The organism is Curtobacterium sp. VKM Ac-1376 (assembly GCF_015351025.1).
Lineage (GTDB): Bacteria > Actinomycetota > Actinomycetes > Actinomycetales > Microbacteriaceae > Curtobacterium.
The window spans coordinates 71663-92670 of sequence record NZ_JADKRV010000009.1 but is presented as its reverse complement, the minus strand read 5'-3'; the positions used below and the strand labels follow the sequence as shown (position 1 = coordinate 92670).

18 protein-coding genes are annotated in these 21008 nt (G+C 70.7%); 16 read left to right on the top strand and 2 right to left on the bottom strand.

What is annotated here, in order from left to right; translation table 11 throughout:
• Positions 1 to 63: 63 nt before the first annotated feature.
• Positions 64 to 1338: a LysM peptidoglycan-binding domain-containing protein gene (locus tag ITJ56_RS12020; RefSeq protein WP_323749797.1), complete on the bottom strand. Its 1275-nt coding sequence runs from the start codon at positions 1336 to 1338 to the stop codon at positions 64 to 66.
• 173 nt (positions 1339 to 1511) lie between these two features.
• Here ITJ56_RS12020 and ITJ56_RS12015 point away from each other — a divergent pair, with 173 nt between their 5' ends.
• On the top strand, positions 1512 to 1868 hold the full coding sequence (locus tag ITJ56_RS12015; RefSeq protein ID WP_194630843.1) for an Rv2175c family DNA-binding protein: 357 nt from the start codon (positions 1512 to 1514) through the stop codon (positions 1866 to 1868).
• Between the two features lie 89 nt (positions 1869 to 1957).
• Here the strand turns inward: ITJ56_RS12015 and ITJ56_RS12010 are convergent, their stop codons facing one another.
• On the bottom strand, positions 1958 to 3076 hold the full coding sequence (locus ITJ56_RS12010) for a polyprenyl synthetase family protein (RefSeq protein WP_194630842.1): 1119 nt from the start codon (positions 3074 to 3076) through the stop codon (positions 1958 to 1960).
• 96 nt (positions 3077 to 3172) lie between these two features.
• Between ITJ56_RS12010 and ITJ56_RS12005 the strand changes: the two genes are divergently transcribed.
• The 15 genes from ITJ56_RS12005 (at position 3173) to ITJ56_RS11935 (ending at position 20976) form a co-directional block, all read left to right on the top strand.
• Positions 3173 to 3562 (top strand): DUF3040 domain-containing protein, encoded by a 390-nt coding sequence (locus ITJ56_RS12005; RefSeq protein ID WP_194630841.1) that lies wholly within the window; start codon positions 3173 to 3175, stop codon positions 3560 to 3562.
• Between the two features lie 435 nt (positions 3563 to 3997).
• The gene (gene mraZ, locus ITJ56_RS12000; RefSeq protein WP_017886616.1) at positions 3998 to 4429 is read left to right on the top strand and encodes a division/cell wall cluster transcriptional repressor MraZ; all 432 of its coding nucleotides are present in this window, start codon (positions 3998 to 4000) and stop codon (positions 4427 to 4429) included.
• A 106-nt stretch (positions 4430 to 4535) separates the two neighbouring features.
• Positions 4536 to 5495 carry a 16S rRNA (cytosine(1402)-N(4))-methyltransferase RsmH gene (gene rsmH, locus ITJ56_RS11995; RefSeq protein ID WP_194630885.1) on the top strand — a complete coding sequence of 320 codons (960 nt, stop codon included), beginning with the start codon at positions 4536 to 4538 and terminating at the stop codon, positions 5493 to 5495.
• Between the two features lies 1 nt (position 5496).
• Positions 5497 to 6213: a hypothetical protein gene (locus ITJ56_RS11990; protein ID WP_194630840.1), complete on the top strand. Its 717-nt coding sequence runs from the start codon at positions 5497 to 5499 to the stop codon at positions 6211 to 6213.
• A gap of 49 nt (positions 6214 to 6262) precedes the next feature.
• On the top strand, positions 6263 to 8032 hold the full coding sequence (locus ITJ56_RS11985) for a penicillin-binding protein 2 (protein ID WP_323749796.1): 1770 nt from the start codon (positions 6263 to 6265) through the stop codon (positions 8030 to 8032).
• 14 nt (positions 8033 to 8046) lie between these two features.
• A complete protein-coding gene (locus ITJ56_RS11980) occupies positions 8047 to 9693 on the top strand; it encodes a Mur ligase family protein (RefSeq protein ID WP_194630839.1) in 1647 nt (548 codons plus the stop codon).
• Positions 9690 to 11258 (top strand): UDP-N-acetylmuramoyl-tripeptide--D-alanyl-D-alanine ligase, encoded by a 1569-nt coding sequence (locus ITJ56_RS11975; RefSeq protein WP_194630838.1) that lies wholly within the window; start codon positions 9690 to 9692, stop codon positions 11256 to 11258. The genes ITJ56_RS11980 and ITJ56_RS11975 overlap by 4 nt, the downstream gene beginning before the upstream one ends.
• Entirely contained in the window at positions 11255 to 12358 is a 1104-nt protein-coding gene (gene mraY / locus ITJ56_RS11970; protein ID WP_194630837.1) for a phospho-N-acetylmuramoyl-pentapeptide-transferase, read from the top strand. The genes ITJ56_RS11975 and mraY overlap by 4 nt, the downstream gene beginning before the upstream one ends.
• Entirely contained in the window at positions 12351 to 13880 is a 1530-nt protein-coding gene (gene murD, locus ITJ56_RS11965) for a UDP-N-acetylmuramoyl-L-alanine--D-glutamate ligase (protein ID WP_194630836.1), read from the top strand. Before mraY ends, murD begins: the two co-directional genes overlap by 8 nt.
• Positions 13843 to 15102 (top strand): putative lipid II flippase FtsW, encoded by a 1260-nt coding sequence (gene ftsW, locus ITJ56_RS11960; RefSeq protein WP_194630835.1) that lies wholly within the window; start codon positions 13843 to 13845, stop codon positions 15100 to 15102. Before murD ends, ftsW begins: the two co-directional genes overlap by 38 nt.
• The gene (murG, locus tag ITJ56_RS11955) at positions 15099 to 16220 is read left to right on the top strand and encodes an undecaprenyldiphospho-muramoylpentapeptide beta-N-acetylglucosaminyltransferase (protein WP_194630834.1); all 1122 of its coding nucleotides are present in this window, start codon (positions 15099 to 15101) and stop codon (positions 16218 to 16220) included. The genes ftsW and murG overlap by 4 nt, the downstream gene beginning before the upstream one ends.
• Positions 16217 to 17638, top strand: coding sequence for a UDP-N-acetylmuramate--L-alanine ligase (gene murC / locus ITJ56_RS11950; RefSeq protein ID WP_194630833.1), 1422 nt, complete (start codon positions 16217 to 16219; stop codon positions 17636 to 17638). Before murG ends, murC begins: the two co-directional genes overlap by 4 nt.
• Positions 17635 to 18909: an FtsQ-type POTRA domain-containing protein gene (locus ITJ56_RS18980; RefSeq protein WP_194630832.1), complete on the top strand. Its 1275-nt coding sequence runs from the start codon at positions 17635 to 17637 to the stop codon at positions 18907 to 18909. Before murC ends, ITJ56_RS18980 begins: the two co-directional genes overlap by 4 nt.
• Before the next feature lie 169 nt (positions 18910 to 19078).
• Positions 19079 to 20242, top strand: coding sequence for a cell division protein FtsZ (ftsZ, locus tag ITJ56_RS11940; RefSeq protein WP_194630831.1), 1164 nt, complete (start codon positions 19079 to 19081; stop codon positions 20240 to 20242).
• Between the two features lie 8 nt (positions 20243 to 20250).
• Positions 20251 to 20976, top strand: a complete 726-nt coding sequence (locus ITJ56_RS11935) for a YggS family pyridoxal phosphate-dependent enzyme (protein WP_194630830.1) — start codon at positions 20251 to 20253, stop codon at positions 20974 to 20976.
• Positions 20977 to 21008: the final 32 nt, after the last annotated feature.

The following is a 21008-nucleotide window of genomic DNA, read 5'->3' as shown; positions in this document are numbered from 1 at the left end:
GAGACTGCACGCCGCCGCACCGGCGCACCGGCCGTGACCCAATCTCGATCTTCCGGATGAGGCTCAGAGGGTCGCCAGCCAGCCTTCGGCGGCGCTCGCCCAGTTGGCGTAGGCCTCCGGGTAGGCCGAGAGCTGCACGGCCTGGGCCGCGTCGGTGATGCTCATGGACGACCAGCCGGGCACGTCGAGCAGCCCGCGGGTCTTGCCGGCGTTCGGGTTGTTCCGCCCGCCGAAGAACAGCTTCGTGGAGTACGCCGGGTCCTGCAGCTCCGCCGCGCTGCCCCAGCCCTGGCTCGGACGCTGCTGGAACAGCCCGACCGAGTCGCGGTCGCCGTGCGCCACGTTGCGGAGGCTCGACTCCTGCATCGCGGCGGCGAGGGCAACGACGAGGCCACGGTCGGAGACCCCGAGGGAACGGCCGACGGCGACGATGGTGGCGGCGTTCTGGCGCTGCTCGGCGCTCAGGCCGACCGTTCCGCTGACGGCGGCACCCGAGGACACCGCGGGGACGGCCGTCACCGACGACGACGGGATGACGAGGGTCTTGCCCGCGTAGATGGTGCTCGTGTACGACAGGCCGTTCGCCGACAGGAGCGACGCGACGGACACGTGGTGGGCGGCGGCGATCGAGCCGACGGTGTCGCCCGCCGTGATCTTCACGCTCGACGTCGACGTCGACGGTGCGGCGGCGGTCGACACGGACGGCGTGCCCGACGAACCGTGCGGCACGCGGAGGGTCTGTCCGGGGTAGATGACGCTGCGCTGTGAGAGCTTGTTCGCGCTGAGGAGTGCCGTCGTCGACACGCCGACCCGCGACGCGATGCCCGACACGGTGTCGCCCTGCTTGACGTGGTAGCTCGAGGTGCTGGACCCGGAGCCCGAGGTTGCTGACGACGTGCGGACGGCGGCAGTGGTGACGGCGGGTGTCGACGCCAGGTGGAGCGTCTGCCCCGGGTGGATGATCGTGTTCCAGCCGAGTCCGTTGCGCACCAGGATCTCCTGCGCCGACAGCCCGAAGCGAGCGGCGATGGCGGAGACGGTGTCACCCTGGCGCACCGTGTACGACGTCGGCGCCGTCGCGGTGGCCGCGACGGTCCGCACCAGGGTCTCCGACTGGCGCGCGACGGCGGTGCCGAACACGGGGCGGTCACCGACGTTGCGGTCCTGGTCGACGTGGCGCTTGTGGTTCGCGTCGGCGTCGTCATGCCGCGGCTCGGCGTGGGCGACGGGGCCGGTCAGGCTCGCGGTCATCGCGATCGTACCGGCGAGGACGATGGGCATGGTGGCGAACCGGGCGGATCGTGCGCGCCGGGCGTCTTCGTCTGCAGCGTGGTCCACGGGTATCTCCTGATGTCGACTGAGCCGTGCGTGATCGGTGCGCGCACGCACAGGTGGCACAACGCTGGCATGGTGTGATTCCCAAGTCAACCAGAGAGTCTGATGTGGTCGATGTGACGAATGTGACGGACGATGCGGATTCACTCCGGCGGTCACTCTGGCACCATGGGCGTGTGAGTGCCGAACCCGCCGACGACCTGTCCCTCTCCGAACGCTGGCTGACCGTCCCCGAGCTGGTGGACATGTTCAGCACGAGCCCCGGTCGGATCCACCGCCTCTTCGAGCAGAAGACCCTGCTCGCCGCCCGCGTCGGCGGAGTCCTCCGCGTGCCGAGTGAGTTCCTCGAGGACCGCGAGCCGCTGCCCGAACTCCGCGGCACGCTCATCGTGCTCTCCGACAACGGCTTCACCGACGACGAGGCCGTGCGCTGGATGCTCACGGTCGATGACGCGATGGGCACGACGCCGATCGCCGCGCTGCGCGCCGGCCGCAAGGCCGAGGTGCGCCGCATCGCCCAGTCGCTGCTCTGATCCGACACCCCTGACGGACGGGAGGCCCGGTACCGGCTGGTACCGGGCCTCCCGTCCGTCCGTGGTCGCGTGCCGGGCGACGGGTGCGTCTACGCGGAGCGGCGGCTGACGGTGTCGGCCAGGGACGCGAGCTGCTCGCGTGCCGACGGCGTGAGCGGCGACGCGCCGAGCGCCGCCTTCGCCCGCTGCACGTGTCGATCGATCGATCGCTCCACCGCTGCCACCGCACCCGACTCGGTCAGGGTGGCGCGGAGCATCTGCACCTGTTCCTCGTCGAGGTCCGGGTCGCCGAGCAGCTCGTCGAGGAGCTGTCGGGGGCCACTCGGCAGGGCCTTGCGGGCCGAGGCGATGAGGACGGTGCGCTTGCCCTCGCGGAGGTCGTCGCCGGCGGGCTTGCCGGTGACCTCGGGGTCGCCGAACACGCCGAGCATGTCGTCGCGGAGCTGGTACGCCACCCCGAGGGGGAGTCCGAACGCGCGGAGGCCCTCGAGCTGCGAGTCGCTCGCGCCGGCGACCAGGGCGCCGATGACGAGCGGGGCCTCGATCGAGTACTTCGCCGACTTGAAGACGATGACGCGCTGGGCGCGGAGCAGATGCTCGGACTCGTCGATGACCGGCCAGGCGGTCTCCTCGTGCACGTCGAGGTACTGGCCCGCCGTGACGTCGAGGCGCATGTCGTGGAACTCCTGGCGGACGATCCGGGCGCGGACCGGGTCGAGCAGCGCGAGGCCCTCGTCGAACACGGCGTCGCTGAGCGAGAGCAGCAGGTCGCCGAGGAGCAGGGCCGAGTTCGTGCCGTACTGTCCGCGGTCGCCGACGAAGCCCGACTCCTGGTGCAGCGACTCGAAACGGCGGTGGGCAGCGGGGCGTCCGCGGCGGGTGTCCGAGCGGTCCATGATGTCGTCGTGCACGAGGGCAGCGGCGTGGAAGACCTCGAGCGCGGCGGCGACCGTGACGATCGCCTCCGCGGTGGTCTGCCGCGACCCCTCGGCCAGCGGGTCGAACGAGCCGGAACGGCCGGCCACCGACTGCCATCCCCAGTAGCAGAACAGCGCCCGGAAGCGCTTGCCGCCGGACAGCAGGTCTCGGGCGTACAGGTCGAACGGCGCAAGGTCCGGACTGATCGCGAGGAGCCGTTCACGCTGCTCGTCGAGTGCCCGGTCGATACGCGCCGATACGAGGTCCACTAATCGCGTACTCTCAGCCACGATCCCTACCCTAGTGGAGTGGTCGAGGCATAGAATCGGTCCACCCAACCCGCGTTTTTCAACCCCGCGTCGATCCCAGGAACAGAGGGAACCAAGATGCCGCTCTCGGAACAGGAGCAGCGCCTTCTCGAAGAGATGGAGCGCAGCCTCTACCAGAACGATTCCGATTTCGTGGCGCGTGTCACACGTCGACAGGGTCGTCCGACGTACACGGCCATCACACTCGGGGTCCTCGGTGCACTCGCCGGGGTCGCCATCGTCATCGTCGGCCTGGTCATGAAGGCACCGCTGCTGGGCATCCTCGGCTTCGTCGTGATGCTCGCCGGTGTCCTCTTCGCGCTGCGCCCGGGCATGCGTGCCCCGAAGTCCAGGCCTGCTCGACCGGGTCGGCCGGCGTCCGGCGGCGCAGCTCGGCCGTCCGCCGGTGGTGGATCCTTCATGGACCGCATGAACGACCGCTGGGACAAGCGGAACGACCAGAGCTAGGGAGCGCTGCGCTCCACACTCCTCCACGGGGTCGACCTTCGGGTCGGCCCCGTTCTGTGTTCCCGGGGCGTGGGTGCGGTGGCGGGTGCGCGCGAGCGGTCACGACATGCCGGGTGATGGCCGCCGAGGGGGCACGAACTGTTGCCCGAGGCCCGCGCTGCCGACGGTTCGCGACCTCTCGGCGGCGGGCCCGCGGCGCGCCCTGAGGCGCTCCACCGACTGCGAAAGTCCTCCACTTTCCTCCACGGGAGCCCCGGGGCAGTCGAGCCGCATGATTCCGGGCTTGTCGGGTCTCCCGCGCGGGGTGCATTCCGGATTTGGTGCCCCCAGTAGGGGTGTCGCGGGCCGAAAAGGGAGCAGAAGCCTGGGTCTGGGGAGGGGAGTGGAGTAAAGTGGGGCTCGCAACGGTCCGGTGGAGCGGAGGGGAGGCCCGACGTGCTGCTCGGTACTCATGCCCCGAAGCTCGACGAGAAGGGTCGCGTGATCCTCCCCGCCAAGTTCCGGGACGAACTGTCCGGGGGTCTCGTGATGACCCGCGGTCAGGAACGGTGCGTCGTCGTCTTCAGCGCCCGGACGTTCGAGGAACTCCACGAGCGCATCCGGACCGCTCCGATGACGTCGAAGCGCACCCGCGACTACATGCGTCTGTTCCTCTCGGGGGCCAGCGCCGAACAGCCCGACAAGCAGAACCGCGTGACGATCCCACAGAACCTCCGCGAGTACGCGGGGCTCGAGCGGGACCTCACGGTCATCGGCAGCGGTGACCGTGCCGAGATCTGGTCGACCCCCGCGTGGGAGGCCTACTACGCCGAAGCCGAAGAGGCATTCGCCGACAACGACGAGGAGGTGATCCCGGGGATCTTCTGATCCGCGGATCGGGACTCCCAGCCGTGAAGCCCTGACATCACTTCCCCGGTGTCAGGTCGCATGGATGGGGATCCGGACCCACGGCCCAGGAGACGAGGGGCTGCACATGGCCGAGGACGAGACTCCGAAGTTCCCGCACACGCCGGTGATGCTCCAGCGCATCGTCGACCTCTTCACGCCGACGCTCGAGGGCCCGGGCAAGGTCGTCGTCGACGCCACGCTCGGGATGGGCGGCCACTCCGAAGGGTTGCTCGAGCGGTTCCCGGAGCTCACGCTCATCGGGCTCGACCGGGACACCGATGCGCTCGGCATCGCGGGGGAGCGGCTCGCCCGCTTCGGTGACCGCGTCCGGCTCGTGCACACCGTGTACGACGGCATCACCGAGGCCATCGAGGGCCAGGGGTTCTCGAAGGTCGACGGCGTGCTGTTCGACCTCGGCGTGAGCTCGCTGCAGCTGGACCGGGCGGAGCGCGGGTTCGCGTACAGCCAGGACGCGCCGCTCGACATGCGGATGGACCGGACCGAGGGGCAGACCGCCGCCGACGTCCTGGCCACCTACGACGAGGGCGAACTCCGCCGCATCTTCCAGCGCTACGGCGAGGAGCGGCTCGCGGGCCGCTACGCCCGGGCCATCGTCGAGCGCCGGGCGACCAAGCCGTTCGAGATGTCCGGCGACCTGGTCCAGGTGCTCCACGACGCCACCCCGGTCGCGATCCAGCGTCAGGGGCACCCGGCCAAGCGGGTGTTCCAGGCGCTCCGCATCGAGGTGAACGCCGAACTCAGCGTGCTCGAGCGGGCGATTCCGGCAGCGCTCGACGCCATCGCCGTCGACGGCCGGATCGTCGTCGAGTCGTACCAGTCGCTCGAGGACCGCATCGTCAAGCGGGCGCTGGTGGAGCGCACGAAGTCGAGCGCCCCAGCAGGCCTGCCGGTGGAGCTGCCCGAGCACGCCCCCACTTTCTCCCTGATCGTCAAGGGCGCCGAGCTGGCCGACGAGGCCGAACGCGCCGCCAACCCCCGAGCAACCCCCGTGCGTCTGCGCGCGGCCCAGCGGATCCGGAAGTGACATGAGCACGAACCTCGCACTCGTCGACCCCGCCGTCATCCCGTCGCGGGCCCCGCGCCCGGACCAGCAGCCGCGGCCGGAACTCGTCGAGGTCACCCCGACCGCGGCCCAGCGTCGCGTCCGGCCCCGCATCGGCTACGCCGTCGTCGCCGTCGTCGCGCTCGGCATCCTGCTGCTGGCCCAGCTCGGCATCAGCATGGTGCTCAGCCAGGGGGCGTACACGCTCAACGCGCTGTCGGCCGAGCAGACGGATCTCTCCCGCACACAGCAGTCCCTGTCCGAGGAACTGCGGGTGCTCGACTCGCCGCAGAACCTCGCCCGCAACGCCCAGGCGCTCGGCATGATCGCGAACTCGACGCCGGTCTACCTCGACCCGAAGACGGGCCGCGTGTACGGCACGCCGACACCGGCGAAGCCCGACCAGGCAACGGCGTCGACCGACAACCAGGTGCCGAACTCCCTGCTGAACGACGTCCCGCTGGCTGCGAAGCCGGGCGACACGTCGACGAGCAAGGAGACCGGCAGCACAGGCGCAACCGGCGCCACGGCCGCCACCGACACCGCAGGCGCCACCGACGACGCGAGCGCCGCTGCCTCCGGCACATCCGGCACCGCCGCGTCTGAGAAGACGAGCGGCGCCAGCGCGTCGGACCAGGGGACGGCGAAGTCGTCCGTAGAGTCCGACGCGAACCCGCTCCAGGCGCCCTCCACCCGGTGACCGGCGGGGCCGCCGCACCCACAGCACCGCCCGGGAAGGACCGCACCGCGTGAGGAAGACGATCCGCAACCGACGCCTGCGCTACAGCATCGTGATGCTCGCCGTGATCGCGCTCGTCGGCGTGTTCGTGGTCCGGCTCGTCGACATCCAGGTCGTGCAGGCCGCAGAGCTGAACGAGCAGTCCGCCCAGAAGCGCAGCATCCCGGTGACCATCTACGGCACCCGCGGCTCGATCGTCGACCGCAGCGGCACCGAGCTCGCCGACAGCGTCACGCGGTACAACATCACGACCTCACCGCGCCTGGTGAAGGCCTTCGAGGGCAAGCTCGGCGGCACCCGGGTGAAGGAGGTCAGCGTCGGCGCCGCGCTCACCGCGCTGGCGAAGGCCTCCGGCGGCGACGTCGCGACCATGCGGAAGAACATCGCCGCGAACCCGAAGTCCGACTTCGCCTACCTGGTCAAGGGATTGGACGTGAAGCACTACGAGGCCGTCACCGACCTCGGCATCCCCTGGATCTACAAGGAGCAGCAGGCGTCGCGGGTCTACCCGGCCGGTGCGACGACGGGCAACATCACGGGCTTCATGGGCACCGACGGGGCGCAGGCCGGTCTGGAGTACGCGTACGACCAGTGTCTGGCCGGCACCAACGGCTCCGAGACGTACGAGCGCGGGGAAGACGGCGTCCAGTTGCCCGGCAGCACCGTGACCGCGAAGAAGGCCAAGGACGGCGGCACCCTCGTCACGACGATCGACAGCGACCTGCAGTACATGGCGCAGCAGACCATCGCGTCCGCCGCGAAGACCCTGCAGGCCGAGTCCGCGACCGCGACGGTCACGAGCGTGAAGACCGGCGAGCTGCTGGCGGTCGCCGACTACCCGACGGTCGACCCGAACGACGTCGATGCCACGACGGACGAGGGCGCCTTCGGGTCCCGCGCGCTGACGGCGACGTACGAGCCCGGGTCGACGATCAAGGCCGCCATCGCCGCCGCCCTGATCGACCAGGGCAAGTCGAGCCCGACCGACCAGGCCGTCGTGCCGTACTCGCGCACGTTCCCCTGGGGTGGCACGATCCACGACTCGGAGTTCCACGAGACCGAGAACCTGACGCTGACCGGCATCCTGCGCGACTCGTCGAACGTCGGCATCACCGAGCTCGGGTCTCGGCTGACCGCCCAGCAGCGCTACGACTACATGAAGAAGTTCGGGCTGTTCGAACCCGAGACGGCGATCGACTACCCGGGTCAGCCGTCCATGGACTACGGCTCGAGCCCGAACTGGGACCAGCAGACGGACATCAACTCGATGTTCGGCCAGGGCATCTCGACGACGGCGATCCAGGTTGCAAGCGTGTTCCAGACGATCGCCAACGACGGTGTCCGGATCCCGCCGCACTTCGTCAAGGGCTGCACCACGGCGGACGGCACGACGATCGACGCGCCCGACGTGCAGAAGCAGCGGGTCGTGTCCGCCGACGCCGCCACGCAGGTGACCGACATGCTGCAGAGCGTGGTCACCGGTGGCACCCTGGTGGGCATGAAGCCGATCTCCGGCTACAACATCGCCGCGAAGACGGGCACCGCGGAAGTCGCCGAGGGGTCGCAGGGCTACGGCTCGCAGCGCATCACCTCGGTGGCCGGAATGGCACCCGCAGAAGACCCCCAGTATGTTGTCACGGTGACGTTCACGAAGCCGCAGACCAACAAGTGGTCGAGCGGAGCGGCTCCGGCGTTCCGCACACTCATGTCCCAGGTGCTCGAGAAGTACCGTGTCGCCCCCTCCACGACGCAGGCGAAGACCTACCCGTCCACGTGGTGAGGAAGAAGGAGCACTTGTCCGCACGGATCCCCCCGGTCCTCCGACCCGAACACCCGACGCCGAGGGCCGTCGCCGAACTCGCGAACGCGTTCGGTCTGCGCGTCGTCGGCTCGCTCGACGGCGTCGAGACGACCGGCGTCACGCTGAGCGCCGCCGAGGTGCAGCCGGGTGACCTGTTCGTCGGCGTGCACGGTGCGAACCGGCACGGTGCGCAGTTCGCCACCGAGGCCGCCGAGCGCGGTGCCGTGGCCGTCTTGACCGACCAGGACGGCGTCGCGCTGGTCGAACCCTCCGGGCTGCCCGTGCTCGTCGTCGACGACCCCCGTACCGCCCTCGGCGACGTCGCAGCGTGGGTCTACCGCACCCACCCGGACGAGGCCACCGACCTGCCGCAGCTGTTCGCCGTCACCGGCACGAACGGCAAGACGAGCACGTCCTACATCCTCGAGGGGATCCTCAAGCAGCTCGGTCTCGTCACCGGCCTCAGCTCGACTGCCGAGCGCCACATCGGCTCGCTCAGCGTGACGAGCCGGCTCACCACGCCCGAGGCCAGCGAGATGCACGCGCTCCTCGCCCGGATGCGCGAGAGCGAGGTCCGCGCGGTCGCGGTGGAGGTCAGCGCCCAGGCCCTGAGCCGGCACCGTGTGGACGGGATCGTCTTCGACGTCGCAGCCTTCACGAACCTGTCGCACGACCACCTCGACGACTACGCCGACATGGAGGAGTACTACCAGGCGAAGCTCCCGCTGTTCCAGCCCGAGCACGCCCGTCGCGGCGTCGTCTCCCTGGACACCGACTGGGGCCGCCGCGTCGTGCAGGACTCCCGCATCCCGGTCACGACCATCACGGTCCGCCCCGACGTCGAGGCCGAGTGGCACGTCGACGTCGTCGAGGCGCACGCGGCCTACACCGAGTTCCGCCTGACCGGCCCCGAGGGCCGTTCGCTCACCACCCGTGTGCCCCTGATCGGCTGGCACATGGCGGCGAACGCTGCACTCGCGATCGTCATGCTCGTCGAGGGCGGCTTCGAGCTCGGCGCCATCGCGCACGCGCTCGAGAGCAACCACCGTCGCTACCCCGACGAAACCGACGAGCGCGACGACGACGCTGCGGACCGCCGCGTGTCCGCCATCGAGTGCTACCTGCCCGGTCGCACCGAGCGGGTCTCCGGTGAGCACGGACCGAGCGTCTACGTCGACTTCGGTCACAGCGCCGACGCCTTCGAGAACACCCTCGCGGCGGTGCGCCAGTTCACCGCCGGCAAGGTCCTCATGCTGTTCGGCGCCGACGGCGACCGCGACACCACGAAGCGCGGCGACATGGCCCGCGTGGCCGCTGCCGGCAGCGACATCCTCGTCGTGACCGACCACCACCCCCGTTTCGAGGACGCCGCGTCGATCCGCAAGACCCTGGTCGACGCCGCGCGCGAGGCGTACCCGGACCACGAGCTGTACGAGGTGAGCCCGCCCGAGGCCGCGATCCGCAAGGCCGTGGGCCTGCTCGGCGAGGGCGACTCGATCCTCTGGGCCGGCCCCGGCCACCAGGACTACCGCGACATCCAGGGCGTCCGTACGCCGTACTCCGCCCGCGACGAGGCCCGTGCGGCCCTGCGCGAGGCCGGTTGGGAGCCGAACTCCGGTCCCGCGGAGGACGTCCGATGATCGCCATGACCCTCGCCGAGATCGCCACCGCGGTCGGCGGCGATCTCATCGGCGGCGCCCAGGCCACCGACGCCGCCGAGCCGGGCGACCTCGTCGTCGAGGGCTCGGTCGAGACCGACTCGCGCCTGGTCCGTCCGGGCAGCGTGTTCTTCGCGCTCCCCGGAGAGGTGACCGACGGCCGCCGCTTCGTTCCCGCCGCGGTCGACGCCGGCGCCGCACTGGTGATCACGCCGGAGCGCGTCGACACCACCGCGCCGCAGATCGTCGTGGCGGACGGCTACGAGGCCCTCGCCGCGCTCGCGCACGAGGTCGTCACGCGCGTCCGGATGAGCACCGCAGACCGTGTCGACGCAGACGGTCGCCCCGCCCCCTTGCGGGTCGTCGGCATCACCGGCTCGAACGGCAAGACGAGCACGAAGAACATGCTCCGCACGATCCTCGAGCAGCACGGTGAGACCGTCGCGCCCCAGGGGTCGTTCAACAACCACGTCGGGGCACCCATCTCGATGCTCCGCGTGACTTACGACACCCGCTACCTGGTGGTCGAGATGGGGGCGAGCGGCGTCGGCCACATCGCGAAGCTCGTCTCGATCGCCGAGCCCGACGTGGGCGTCGTCCTCAAGGTGGGCCTCGCGCACGCCGGCGAGTTCGGCGGCATCGAGGCGACGCAGCGAGCGAAGTCCGAGATGGTCACGGACCTGCCCGAGACCGCCACGGCCTTGCTCAACGTCGACGACGACCGCGTCGCGTCGATGCGCGACCTGACGGCCGCGCGCGTGGTCGGCTTCGGCACGTCGGCGGACGCCGACTACCGCATCACCGGCATCGAGACGGACCGCAGCGGCACCCGCTTCACCCTCACCGCGCCTCTCCCCACCGGCAAGGCCGACCTGCCGCTCGCGCGTCAGTCCGGAACCGGCGGCGTGGCCCCGGTCCGCCCGGAAGGCGAGCGTCCGACGGACGCCACCCTGTCTGGAGGCCCGGATCACGTGGACGTGCGCCTCGCGATCCTGGGTGAGCACCACGCAATGAACGCGTCCGCCGCGCTCTCCGTCGCCCACCTGTGGGGCGTCCCGCTCGCCGATGGTGCCGCCGCGCTCGCGTCGATGACGCGCGCCGAGCGCTGGCGCATGGAGCTGCTCCAGGACGGCCCCGAGGGCGTCACGGTCATCAACGACGCGTACAACGCGTCGCCCGACTCGACCGCGGCGGCGCTGCGGACCCTGGCGCAGATCGTGCGCCCAGGGGAGCGGACCGTCGCCGTGCTCGGCGAGATGGCCGAGCTCGGCGAGTACTCCGTCGAGGAGCACGACCGTATCGGTCGGCTCGTCGTCCGGCTCGGCATCGGACAGCTCGTGGTCGTCGGCCGCGGCGCGATGCCGATCCACCAGGCCGCCACCCTCGAGGGATCGTGGGACGGCGAGTCCGTGTACATCGAGGACGTCGACGACGCCGTCCGTGCCATGCAGGAGATGCTCCGCCCCGGCGACGTCGTCCTCGTCAAGTCCTCGAAGTCTGCCGAACTGCGATTCCTCGGCGACCGCCTCGGAGGTGTCACCGAATGATCGCGCTCCTCGTCGCCGGCGCCACGTCGCTGGTGTTCACGTTGCTGCTCACCCCGTTCTTCATCAGGCTCTTCCACCGGCTCGGGTGGGGGCAGTTCATCCGTGACGACGGACCCCAGTCGCACCACACCAAGCGCGGCACCGCGACGATGGGTGGCATCGTCCTCATCATCGGCGCGGTGATCGGGTACTTCGTCGGGCACCTGGCCGGACGTGACTCGATCACGCTGTCCGGGCTGCTCGTGCTGTTCCTGATGGTCGGGCTCGGGTTCGTCGGCTTCATCGACGACTTCCTGAAGGTCCGTCGTCAGCGGAGCCTCGGACTCGGCGGCTGGGCCAAGGTCCTCGGCCAGGTCATCGTCGGTGTCATCTTCGCCACCGTTGCCCTCGTCGTGCCGACCTCGAACGGCAAGCCGCCGGCGTCCACCATGATCTCGGCGATCCGCGACGTGCCGTGGCTCGACTTCATGGCGCTCGGAACGGTCATCGGCACGGTGCTGTTCCTGGCGTGGATCGTCCTGCTGACGGTCTCCACGTCGAACGGTGTGAACGTGGCGGACGGGCTCGACGGCCTCGCCACCGGGTCGAGCATCCTCGCGATCGGCTCGTACGTGATCATCGGCTTCTGGCAGTCGAACCAGATCTGCGGCGGTGCCCGCCTCGACGCGAGCACCGAGCACGCCTGCTACACGGTGTCCAACCCGCTCGACCTCGCGGTGGTCGCTGCCGCGGTCTGCGGTGGGCTCATCGGCTTCCTCTGGTACAACACCTCGCCGGCGCAGATCTTCCTCGGCGACACGGGATCGCTCGGCCTCGGCGGTGCCCTGGCCGGTCTCGCGATCCTCAGCCGCACGGAGCTGCTGCTCATCCTCATCGGTGGCCTCTTCTTCATCGTCACCGGCTCGGTCATCCTGCAGCGGGCGTACTTCAAGATCACCCACGGCAAGCGGATCTTCCTGATGAGCCCGCTGCACCACCACTTCGAACTGAAGGGGTGGGCCGAGGTGACCGTCGTCGTCCGCTTCTGGATCATCGCCGGACTCTTCGTGGCGGCGGGGGTCGGGCTCTTCTACCTCGAATGGATCGCGCGCGTTGGCTGATCGTCTCCAGTCCCTCGACAGCTGGTACTCGGACGGATGGCGGGGGCTGAACGTCGCCGTGCTCGGACTCGGCGCCACGGGCTTCTCGGTCGCCGACACCCTGGTCGAACTCGGCAGCGCGGTGACGGTCTACTCGTCAGACGCGCCGACCGACAGCGTCGAGCTGCTCGACGTCATCGGCGCTCGGTTCCTGCAGGCACCGCTCGACGCGGTGCCGGACGCACTCGTGCAGCAGGCCCCCGACGTGGTCATCGTGTCGCCGGGCCTGCCGCCGCACAACGCCACCGTGCAGTGGTCGGTGGCGAACAGCACCGTCTGGGGCGACATCGAACTCGCCTGGCGCGTGCGCGACAAGGTCGTCCGTGGCCCGGTCGCCGCGCCGTGGATCACCATCACCGGCACGAACGGCAAGACCACCACGACCCAGCTCACGACAGCGATGTACGAAGCGGGCGGACTGCGCGCCGTCGCCTGCGGCAACATCGGCGTCCCGGTGCTCGACGTCGTGCGCGACCCGGACGGCTACGACGTGCTCGTGGTCGAGCTGTCGAGCCACCAGCTCCACTACATGGCGGAGTCCGGCGACGGTGCCGTGGTGCCCCTCGCGAGCGCGTGCCTGAACATCGCCGACGACCACCTCGAGTGGCACGGTTCCGCCGAGGCGTACCGGGCCGCCAAGGCCAAGGTCTACGAGCGCACCGTCATGGCGTGCGTCTACAACACCTCGGACGAGGTCACCCAGCACATGGTGCAGGAGGCCGACGTCGTCGAGGGCTGCCGCGGGGTCGGCTTCACACCCGGGGTCCCGGCTCCCGGTGACGTCGGCATCGTGGAGGACGTCCTGTGCGACCGCGCCTTCACCGAGGACCGGCGGAACAGCGCGCTCGAGCTCTCGACCGTCGCCGACCTCGAGACCGCCGGACTCGCCAGCCCGCACATGACCATGAACGTCCTGGCCGCGGCGGCCCTCGCCCGGGCCGGCGCGGTCCAGCCGAGCGCGATCCAGGCCGCGGTCCGCGCCTTCCGCGCCGACCACCACCGCACCGAGTTCGTGGCCGAGGCCGAGGGCATCACGTGGGTGGACGACTCGAAGGCGACGAACCCGCACGCCGCCACCGCGTCGCTCGCCTCGTTCGACACCGTCGTGTGGGTGGTCGGCGGCCTGTTCAAGGGCGTCGACATCGACGGTCTGATCGAGCGCTTCGGGCCCGAGGTCCGTGCCGCCGTCGTGATCGGCGCGGACCGGACCCCCGTCCTGGAGGCATTCGCGCGACACGCGTCCACGGTTCCCGTGCTCCAGGTGGAGACGACGGACACTGATCAGGTCATGCGCGAGGCGGTCCGGCATGCCGCGTCGGTCGCGAGACCGGGCGACACGGTCCTCCTCGCCCCGGCGGCGGCGTCGTTCGACCAGTTCGCGTCCTACGCCGACCGGGGGCGCCGTTTCGCGGCCGCGGTCCACGAGCACCTGGGAGGAGAAGTCGATGGCAACGACACCGACGGATCTTCCGAACGGCCGTAGCGGCCGGACGTCCGAGGGGTCGCGTCGGCGCACGAACGGTGCGCTCGTCGCCGTCAAGAACGTCTTCGTCGCCGAGTCCAGCACGTTCTACACGATCCTCGGCGTCACGCTGTTCCTCGTCGTCTTCGGCGTCGTGATGGTGCTGTCCTCGTCGAGCGTCGAGGAGTACGCGGCCACCCACGACTTCTTCGGTGCGGCGTCGCGCCAGGGCCTCTACGCCGTGCTCGGCGTGCCGCTCATGCTCGTCGCGAGCCGGGTGCCCACCCGGATGTGGCGGAAGTGGGCGATGCGGCTGCTCGGTGCGGCCCTCGTGCTCCAGCTGCTCGTCTACACACCGCTCGGCATCGACGTGCAGGGCAACCGGAACTGGATCGGCATCGGTTCGTTCACCGCGCAGCCGTCCGAGGTCGTGAAGCTCGGCCTGGTGCTCGGCATCGGCGCGATCATCTACGTCAAGCGGGACAAGCTCGACGACTGGAAAGAGGTCTTCGTCCCGATCGGGATCGCCTCGCTGCTGTCGCTCGGACTCGTGATCCTCGGTGGTGACCAGGGCACGGCCATGGTCATGCTCATCCTGGTCTTCGGTGCGCTGTACATCGGCGGCGTCCGCGCCCGGCACCTGCTCGTCGGCCTGGCCGCGATCGCCGTGATGCTGCCGTTCGTGACCATGGCGTCGGCGTCCCGCTCGACCCGCATCAGCGCCTGGCTCTCCGGCTGCACCGACACCAGCCAGTACCAGGACATCTGCTGGCAGCCCGTGCACGGCATGTGGGCCCTGGCGTCCGGCGGGGTGTTCGGCGTCGGCCTCGGCAACTCCAAGGCGAAGTGGTCCTGGCTGCCCGAGGCCGACAACGACTACATCTTCGCGATCATCGGCGAGGAGCTCGGCCTGATCGGCGCCGTCGTCGTGCTCGGCCTGTTCGTCGTGCTGGCGGTGGGAATGATCAAGATCATCCGGCAGTCCCGCGACCCGTTCGTGAAGACGGTCACGGGCGGCATCCTGGCGTGGATCATCGGGCAGGCGCTCATCAACATCGCCGTGGTCCTCGGACTGCTGCCGGTCCTCGGCGTGCCGCTGCCGCTCATCTCCGCCGGTGGTTCGGCGCTCATCATGACCCTGGTGGCGATCGGCGTCGTGCTGTCGTTCGCCCGCGACTTGCCCGGCAAGAACGACCCGGCCGCGTCGAACCGACTCCCCACCACGAACGGACCACTGCGGTGAGCAAGTACCTCTTCGCCGGCGGCGGTACCGCCGGCCACGTCAACCCCCTGCTCGCGGTCGCCGACCGGCTGACGGAGCGTGAGCCCGAGGCCGAGGTGCTCGTGCTGGGCACCGCCGAGGGCCTGGAGTCCCGACTCGTCCCGATGCGCGGCTACGAGCTGCTGACCATCCCGCGCCTGCCGTTCCCGCGCAGGATCAACGCGAACGCCCTGCGCTTCCCGCAGCGCTTCGTCGCGGCGGTCAAGCGGACCGAGCAGATCATCCGTGAGCACCGGATCGAGGTCGTCCTCGGCGTCGGGGGCTACGCGGCCGCCCCGGCGTACATCGCCGCGCGCCGTACCGGAACACCGATCGTCGTGCACGAGCAGAACGCGAAGCCCGGGCTGGCGAACCGCCTCGCCGCGTTCCTCACCGACCACGTCGGGTTGACCTTCTCGAACACCCGGCTCCGGAACGGTCGGGTCGTCGGCATGCCGCTCCGCCGCGAGATCGAGTCGCTCGACCGCCGCGCGAGCCGCGTCGAGGGCCTTGCAGCGTTCGGTCTCGACCCGGACCGCCCGGTGCTGCTCGTGACCGGCGGATCCTCGGGCGCCCGGAGCATCAACCGGACGATCAACCGCTCGGCGTCCGCCATCGTCGGTGCCGGCTGGCAGATCCTGCACGTCGTGGGCGCCGCGTCGGACATCGGCCCGAGTGACCTCGACGGCTACCACGTGCTGCCGTACTGCGACCGGATGGACCTGGCGTACGCCGCCAGCGACTTCGTCGTGTCGCGCTCCGGCGCCGGCATGGTGTGCGAGCTCACCGCGGTGGGACTGCCCAGCGTGCTCGTGCCGTACCCGGTGGGCAACGGCGAGCAGCGCCACAACGCGAAGGACGTCGTCGACGCCGGGGGAGCGGTGCTCGTGGCGGACGGGGAATTCGACCAGGACTGGGTGACGTTCCAGCTGCTGAGCATCCTGCAGGACCGATCCCGGATCGCGGACATGACCGTCCGTGCCGGCAGCGTCGGCCACCGCGACGGTGCCGACCGGATGACCGACCTGGTCCTCGACGCGGCCAAGCACGCACGAACGCGGCCCACGCCCGGCAGCACCAGCACCACGGAGGAACCATGACCATCAAGCCGGACCTCACGCAGCCGATCCCGGACGACCTCGGCACGGTGCACTTCGTCGGCATCGGCGGCGCGGGCATGAGCGGCATCGCCCGGATGTTCGTCGCCGCTGGCCACGCCGTGACGGGGAGCGACTCCCGCGAGACCGACACGACCGCCACGATGCGCGACCTCGGCGCGACGGTGCACATCGGCCACGACGCCGCGAACGTCGGCGCGGCCGACACCATCGTCGTCACCAGTGCGCTGTGGCCGGACAACCCCGAGCTCCTCGAGGCGCAGCGCCGCGGTCTGCCGGTGCTCCACCGCTCGCAGGCCCTCGCCGCCCTGATCGCCGAGCACCGCCTCGTCGCGGTCGCCGGTGCGCACGGCAAGACCACCTCGACCGGCATGATCGTCACCGCGATGGTCGAGCTCGGCCTCGACCCGAGCTTCGTCAACGGCGGCGTCATCCAGTCCCTCGGCACCAGTTCGGCCCCGGGGTCGAGCGACCTGTTCGTGGTCGAGGCCGACGAGTCCGACGGCTCGTTCCTGCTGTACGACGTCGCCGTGGCCCTGGTCACCAACGTCGACGCCGACCACCTCGACCACTACGGCAGCGAGGAAGCGTTCACCGAGGCCTTCGTCGAGTTCGCCGCGAAGGCGAGCGAGCGCGTCGTCATCTCGAGCGACGACGCCGGCGCGAAGACCGTCACGGCCGGCATCCGCCAGCGCGCCGACGCCCCCGAGATCGTCACCTTCGGCGAGGCCGTCGACGCCGACGTCCGCATCGAGTCGATCACCGAGTCCGCCGGTGTCGAGGTCGACTTCCGCGCCGCCGGCGAAGCGCACCACCTGACCCTCCGTGTGCCCGGTCGCCACAACGCGATCAACGCCGTCGGCGCCTTCGCGGTCCTCACCGGCCTCGGGGTCGCCCCGGCCGACGCGCTCCGCGGGCTCGAGGCCTTCGGCGGCACGCAGCGCCGCTTCGAGCTGCACGGCGTCGAGCGCGGCGTCTCCGTGTACGACGACTACGCGCACCACCCGACCGAGGTCGCGGCTGCGCTCAAGGCTGCCCGCAACGTCGTCGGTGACGGCCGGATCATCGCGATCCACCAGCCGCACCTGTACTCGCGCACCCGCCTGATGGCCGGCGACTTCGCGAAGGTCTACGAGGAGCTCGCCGACCACACGGTCGTGCTCGATGTCTACGGCGCCCGCGAGGACCCGGAGCCCGGTGTCACCGGCGCACTGGTGCAGGAGCGCTTCTCCGACCAGTCGCGCGTCGAGTTCCTGCCCGACTGGGACGAGGCAGCGGCCCGCGCGGCCGCCGTCGCCGAGGACGGCGACATCATCATGACGCTCAGCTGCGGCGACGTGTACCGGATCATCCCGCAGGTGCTCGGGGCGCTCCAGGACGACGGAGCGTCGTCCCGGTGAAGCGCCCCGAGGGGTTCGACGAGGGGGCGGCCCGCCAGGACGCCCCGGCCGAGGCCACCGAAGCGCCCCGGCAGCGTCGTGGTCCCTCGAAGCCGCGGCTGCCGTTCCGCGGTCGTGCAGCCGACGAACGGGAGGCCCGTCCCGCGTCCGACCCGGACGTGCCGGTCGACGAGACGCCCGAGCCCACCCCTGCGCACGAGCCCGACGCCGACACCCCGGGTTCGCCCCGGGACCGCGTCGGCGCCTTCGCGGGCGCGGCCGGCCGCCGGTTCGGTGCCGGCTTCGGGGCGGTCGCGGACCGGCTCCGCGAGTACACGCCGAACGAGGACCACCGCGACCCCGAGGCCGACCGACGCGAGGCGGAACGACGGGCCGTCACGGGCGGTGCAACCGACCACGACGCGACCGTGACCGACGTGCTCGACGCGGGCGGCACCTCCCGGCCGCACCACCACGTCGAGGTGCCCATCGGAGCGCGCGTGCGCGCAGCGGAGACCGCCCGCGAGGCGCGCGTCGCGAAGCGCCGACGCCGGCTGCTCGAGCGCGCGGAGGTCCGCCGGTTCACCCGACGCAGCCGCCACCGTCGCGCCGCCTGGACCACGGCGGCGGGCGTCGTCGTCGTGCTCGGCGTCTCGATCCTCGTCGCGGTGTACTCGCCGCTCATGGCGCTCCGCACCATCGAGGTGCAGGGCACGAACCGGGTGGACGAGACCGCGCTGCGCCAGGCGCTGTCCGACCAGATCGGCACCCCGTTGGCCCGGCTCGACTTCGACGCGATCAAGCGCGACGTCGCCGGGTTCCCGCTCATCGAGAGCTACGTGACCGAAGAGGCTCCGCCGCACACGCTGGTCGTCACGGTGACCGAGCGCACGCCCGTCGTCGCGGTGCGGTCGGGCACCACGTTCGACCTGGTCGACCCCGCCGGGATCGTGGTCCAGTCCTCGCCGAAGCGCCCGGCCTCGATGCCGCTCGCCGACATCGCCCGCGCCCGCCTCGGGTCCTCGAGCTTCCGCACCATGACCGAGGTCGTTCTCGCGCTCCCGTCGACCGTGCGGTCGCAGGTGACGCGGGTCGCGGGGTCGACCGCCGACGACGTGACGCTGACCCTCGAGGACGGCTCGACCGTCGTGTGGGGGAACCCGGACGAGTCCGAGGCCAAGGCCGCGCTGCTCGCTGCGCTGGTGAAGGACCACGGTGCCCGGAACCCGGGCGTCGTCGTTGAGTACGACGTCTCGTCGCCGGACAACGGCGTGATCCGAGCCGAGGGCTGAGGCGTGTTCGCGCCGGAGACCGAATTGCACGACCTGATCGGCGACACGCGGCGTGGCGGGGCGACAGTGCGCCGAACGCACCCGTAGCGTCGAAGCCAGCACCACATCTACCAGCATTGCCCCTGAACTTCAAGTAGAGGTTGAGGGTTCTACCGGAGGCCTGACTGACGTGACCACGAACCACAACTACCTCGCCGTCATCAAGGTCGTCGGTGTCGGCGGCGGCGGCGTCAACGCCGTCAACCGCATGATCGAGCTCGGTCTCCGTGGCGTCGAGTTCATCGCGATCAACACCGACGCCCAGGCCCTGCTGCTCAGCGACGCCGACGTCAAGCTCGACGTGGGCCGCGAGATCACCCGCGGGCTCGGCGCCGGCGCGGACCCCGAAGTCGGCCGTCGTGCCGCCGAGGACCACGCCGAGGAGATCGAAGAAGCCCTCGCGGGTGCCGACATGGTGTTCGTCACCGCGGGCGAGGGCGGCGGGACCGGCACGGGTGGCGCCCCGGTCGTCGCTCGCATCGCGAAGTCCATCGGTGCCCTGACCATCGGCGTCGTCACGAAGCCGTTCAGCTTCGAGGGCAAGCGTCGCCAGTCCCAGGCCGAGAACGGTGTCGCGGGCCTCAAGGACGAGGTCGACACGCTCATCGTCGTCCCGAACGACCGCCTGCTCGAGATCAGTGACCGCGGCATCTCCATGGTCGAGGCGTTCGCCACGGCCGACCAGGTGCTCCTCGCCGGCGTGCAGGGCATCACCGACCTCATCACCACCCCGGGGCTGATCAACCTCGACTTCGCCGACGTGAAGAGCGTCATGCAGGGTGCGGGTTCCGCGCTCATGGGCATCGGCTCGTCCCGTGGGGCCGACCGCGCCATCAAGGCCGCGGAACTCGCCGTCGCGTCGCCGCTGCTCGAGGCCTCGATCGACGGTGCGCACGGCGTGCTGCTCTCGATCCAGGGTGGCTCGAACCTCGGCATCTTCGAGATCAACGACGCCGCTCGTCTGGTGCAGGAGGCCGTGCACCCCGAGGCGAACATCATCTTCGGTGCGGTCATCGACGACACCCTCGGCGACGAGGTCCGTGTGACCGTCATCGCCGCGGGTTTCGACGGCGGTGAGCCGGCGCAGCAGCAGAAGGAGCGCCGTTCCAGCTACGTCGACCCCGAGGCCGGTTCGTCCGTGCCCGTCGCCGCAGCGTCCACCGGTGCGATCGAGGACTCGGCGACGTCGACCCCGTCCTGGGCCTCGCAGGAGCACCAGCCGCCGGTGCAGCGCGCCGCGGACCCGGCGTTCGACGACGATGACGAGCTCGACGTCCCCGACTTCCTGAAGTAAGGGTCCCTTTGGTCGCCGACACGCGCCTTCCGTCCGCCTCGTCCCACGACGACGGACTGGAGGCGCGTCTCGCGTCCGTCCGGCAGGGCATCACCGACGCGGCGCGAGCCGCAGGGCGTCCGGTCGACGAGCTCACGCTCGTCGTCGTGACGAAGTACCACCCGGCGTCGCTCGTCCGGGAGCTCGCCACGCTCGGCGTCACGCACGTGGGGGAGAACCGCCACCAGGAGGCGCAGGCCAAGGCGGCCGAACTCGCCGACCTGCCGCTGACCTGGCACTTCATCGGGCAGCTGCAGTCGAAGAAGGCCCGTCAGGCCCGACGGTACGCCCACGTCGTGCAGTCCCTCGACCGTTCTTCCGTGGTGGACGCCTTCGCACCGACCGAGGCTGAACCGGCCCCGCCCGTCATCGACGGGTTCGTGCAGGTCAACCTCACCGGTGATCCCGGACGCGGCGGCGTGCAGCCGGACGCGGTCGAGGCCATGGCGGAGCGCGTGCTCGCCACCGGGACGATCCGCTTGCGAGGGGTGATGGCGGTCGCGCCCCTCGACGAGGAACCCCGGGCCGCGTTCGCTCGGCTCCGCACGATCTCCGACCGTGTCGTGACACTCGAGGCCCGAGCGACCGACATCTCCGCCGGCATGAGCGGCGACTACGCCGACGCCGTCCTCGAGGGCGCGACACACCTGCGGATCGGCACCGCAATCACGGGAAATCGGCCGGCGGCACCCTAGCCTCGTTGCAGGGCATCCACGAGCACGAACTC

Coding starts and splice junctions, on each gene's coding strand:
- ITJ56_RS12005 (WP_194630841.1), top strand. CDS start 3,173: ATGCCGCTCTCGGAACAGGAGCAGCGCCTTCTCGAAGAGATGGAGCGC.
- rsmH (WP_194630885.1), top strand. CDS start 4,536: ATGGCCGAGGACGAGACTCCGAAGTTCCCGCACACGCCGGTGATGCTC.
- ITJ56_RS11990 (WP_194630840.1), top strand. CDS start 5,497: ATGAGCACGAACCTCGCACTCGTCGACCCCGCCGTCATCCCGTCGCGG.
- ITJ56_RS11975 (WP_194630838.1), top strand. CDS start 9,690: ATGATCGCCATGACCCTCGCCGAGATCGCCACCGCGGTCGGCGGCGAT.
- mraY (WP_194630837.1), top strand. CDS start 11,255: ATGATCGCGCTCCTCGTCGCCGGCGCCACGTCGCTGGTGTTCACGTTG.
- ftsW (WP_194630835.1), top strand. CDS start 13,843: ATGGCAACGACACCGACGGATCTTCCGAACGGCCGTAGCGGCCGGACG.
- murC (WP_194630833.1), top strand. CDS start 16,217: ATGACCATCAAGCCGGACCTCACGCAGCCGATCCCGGACGACCTCGGC.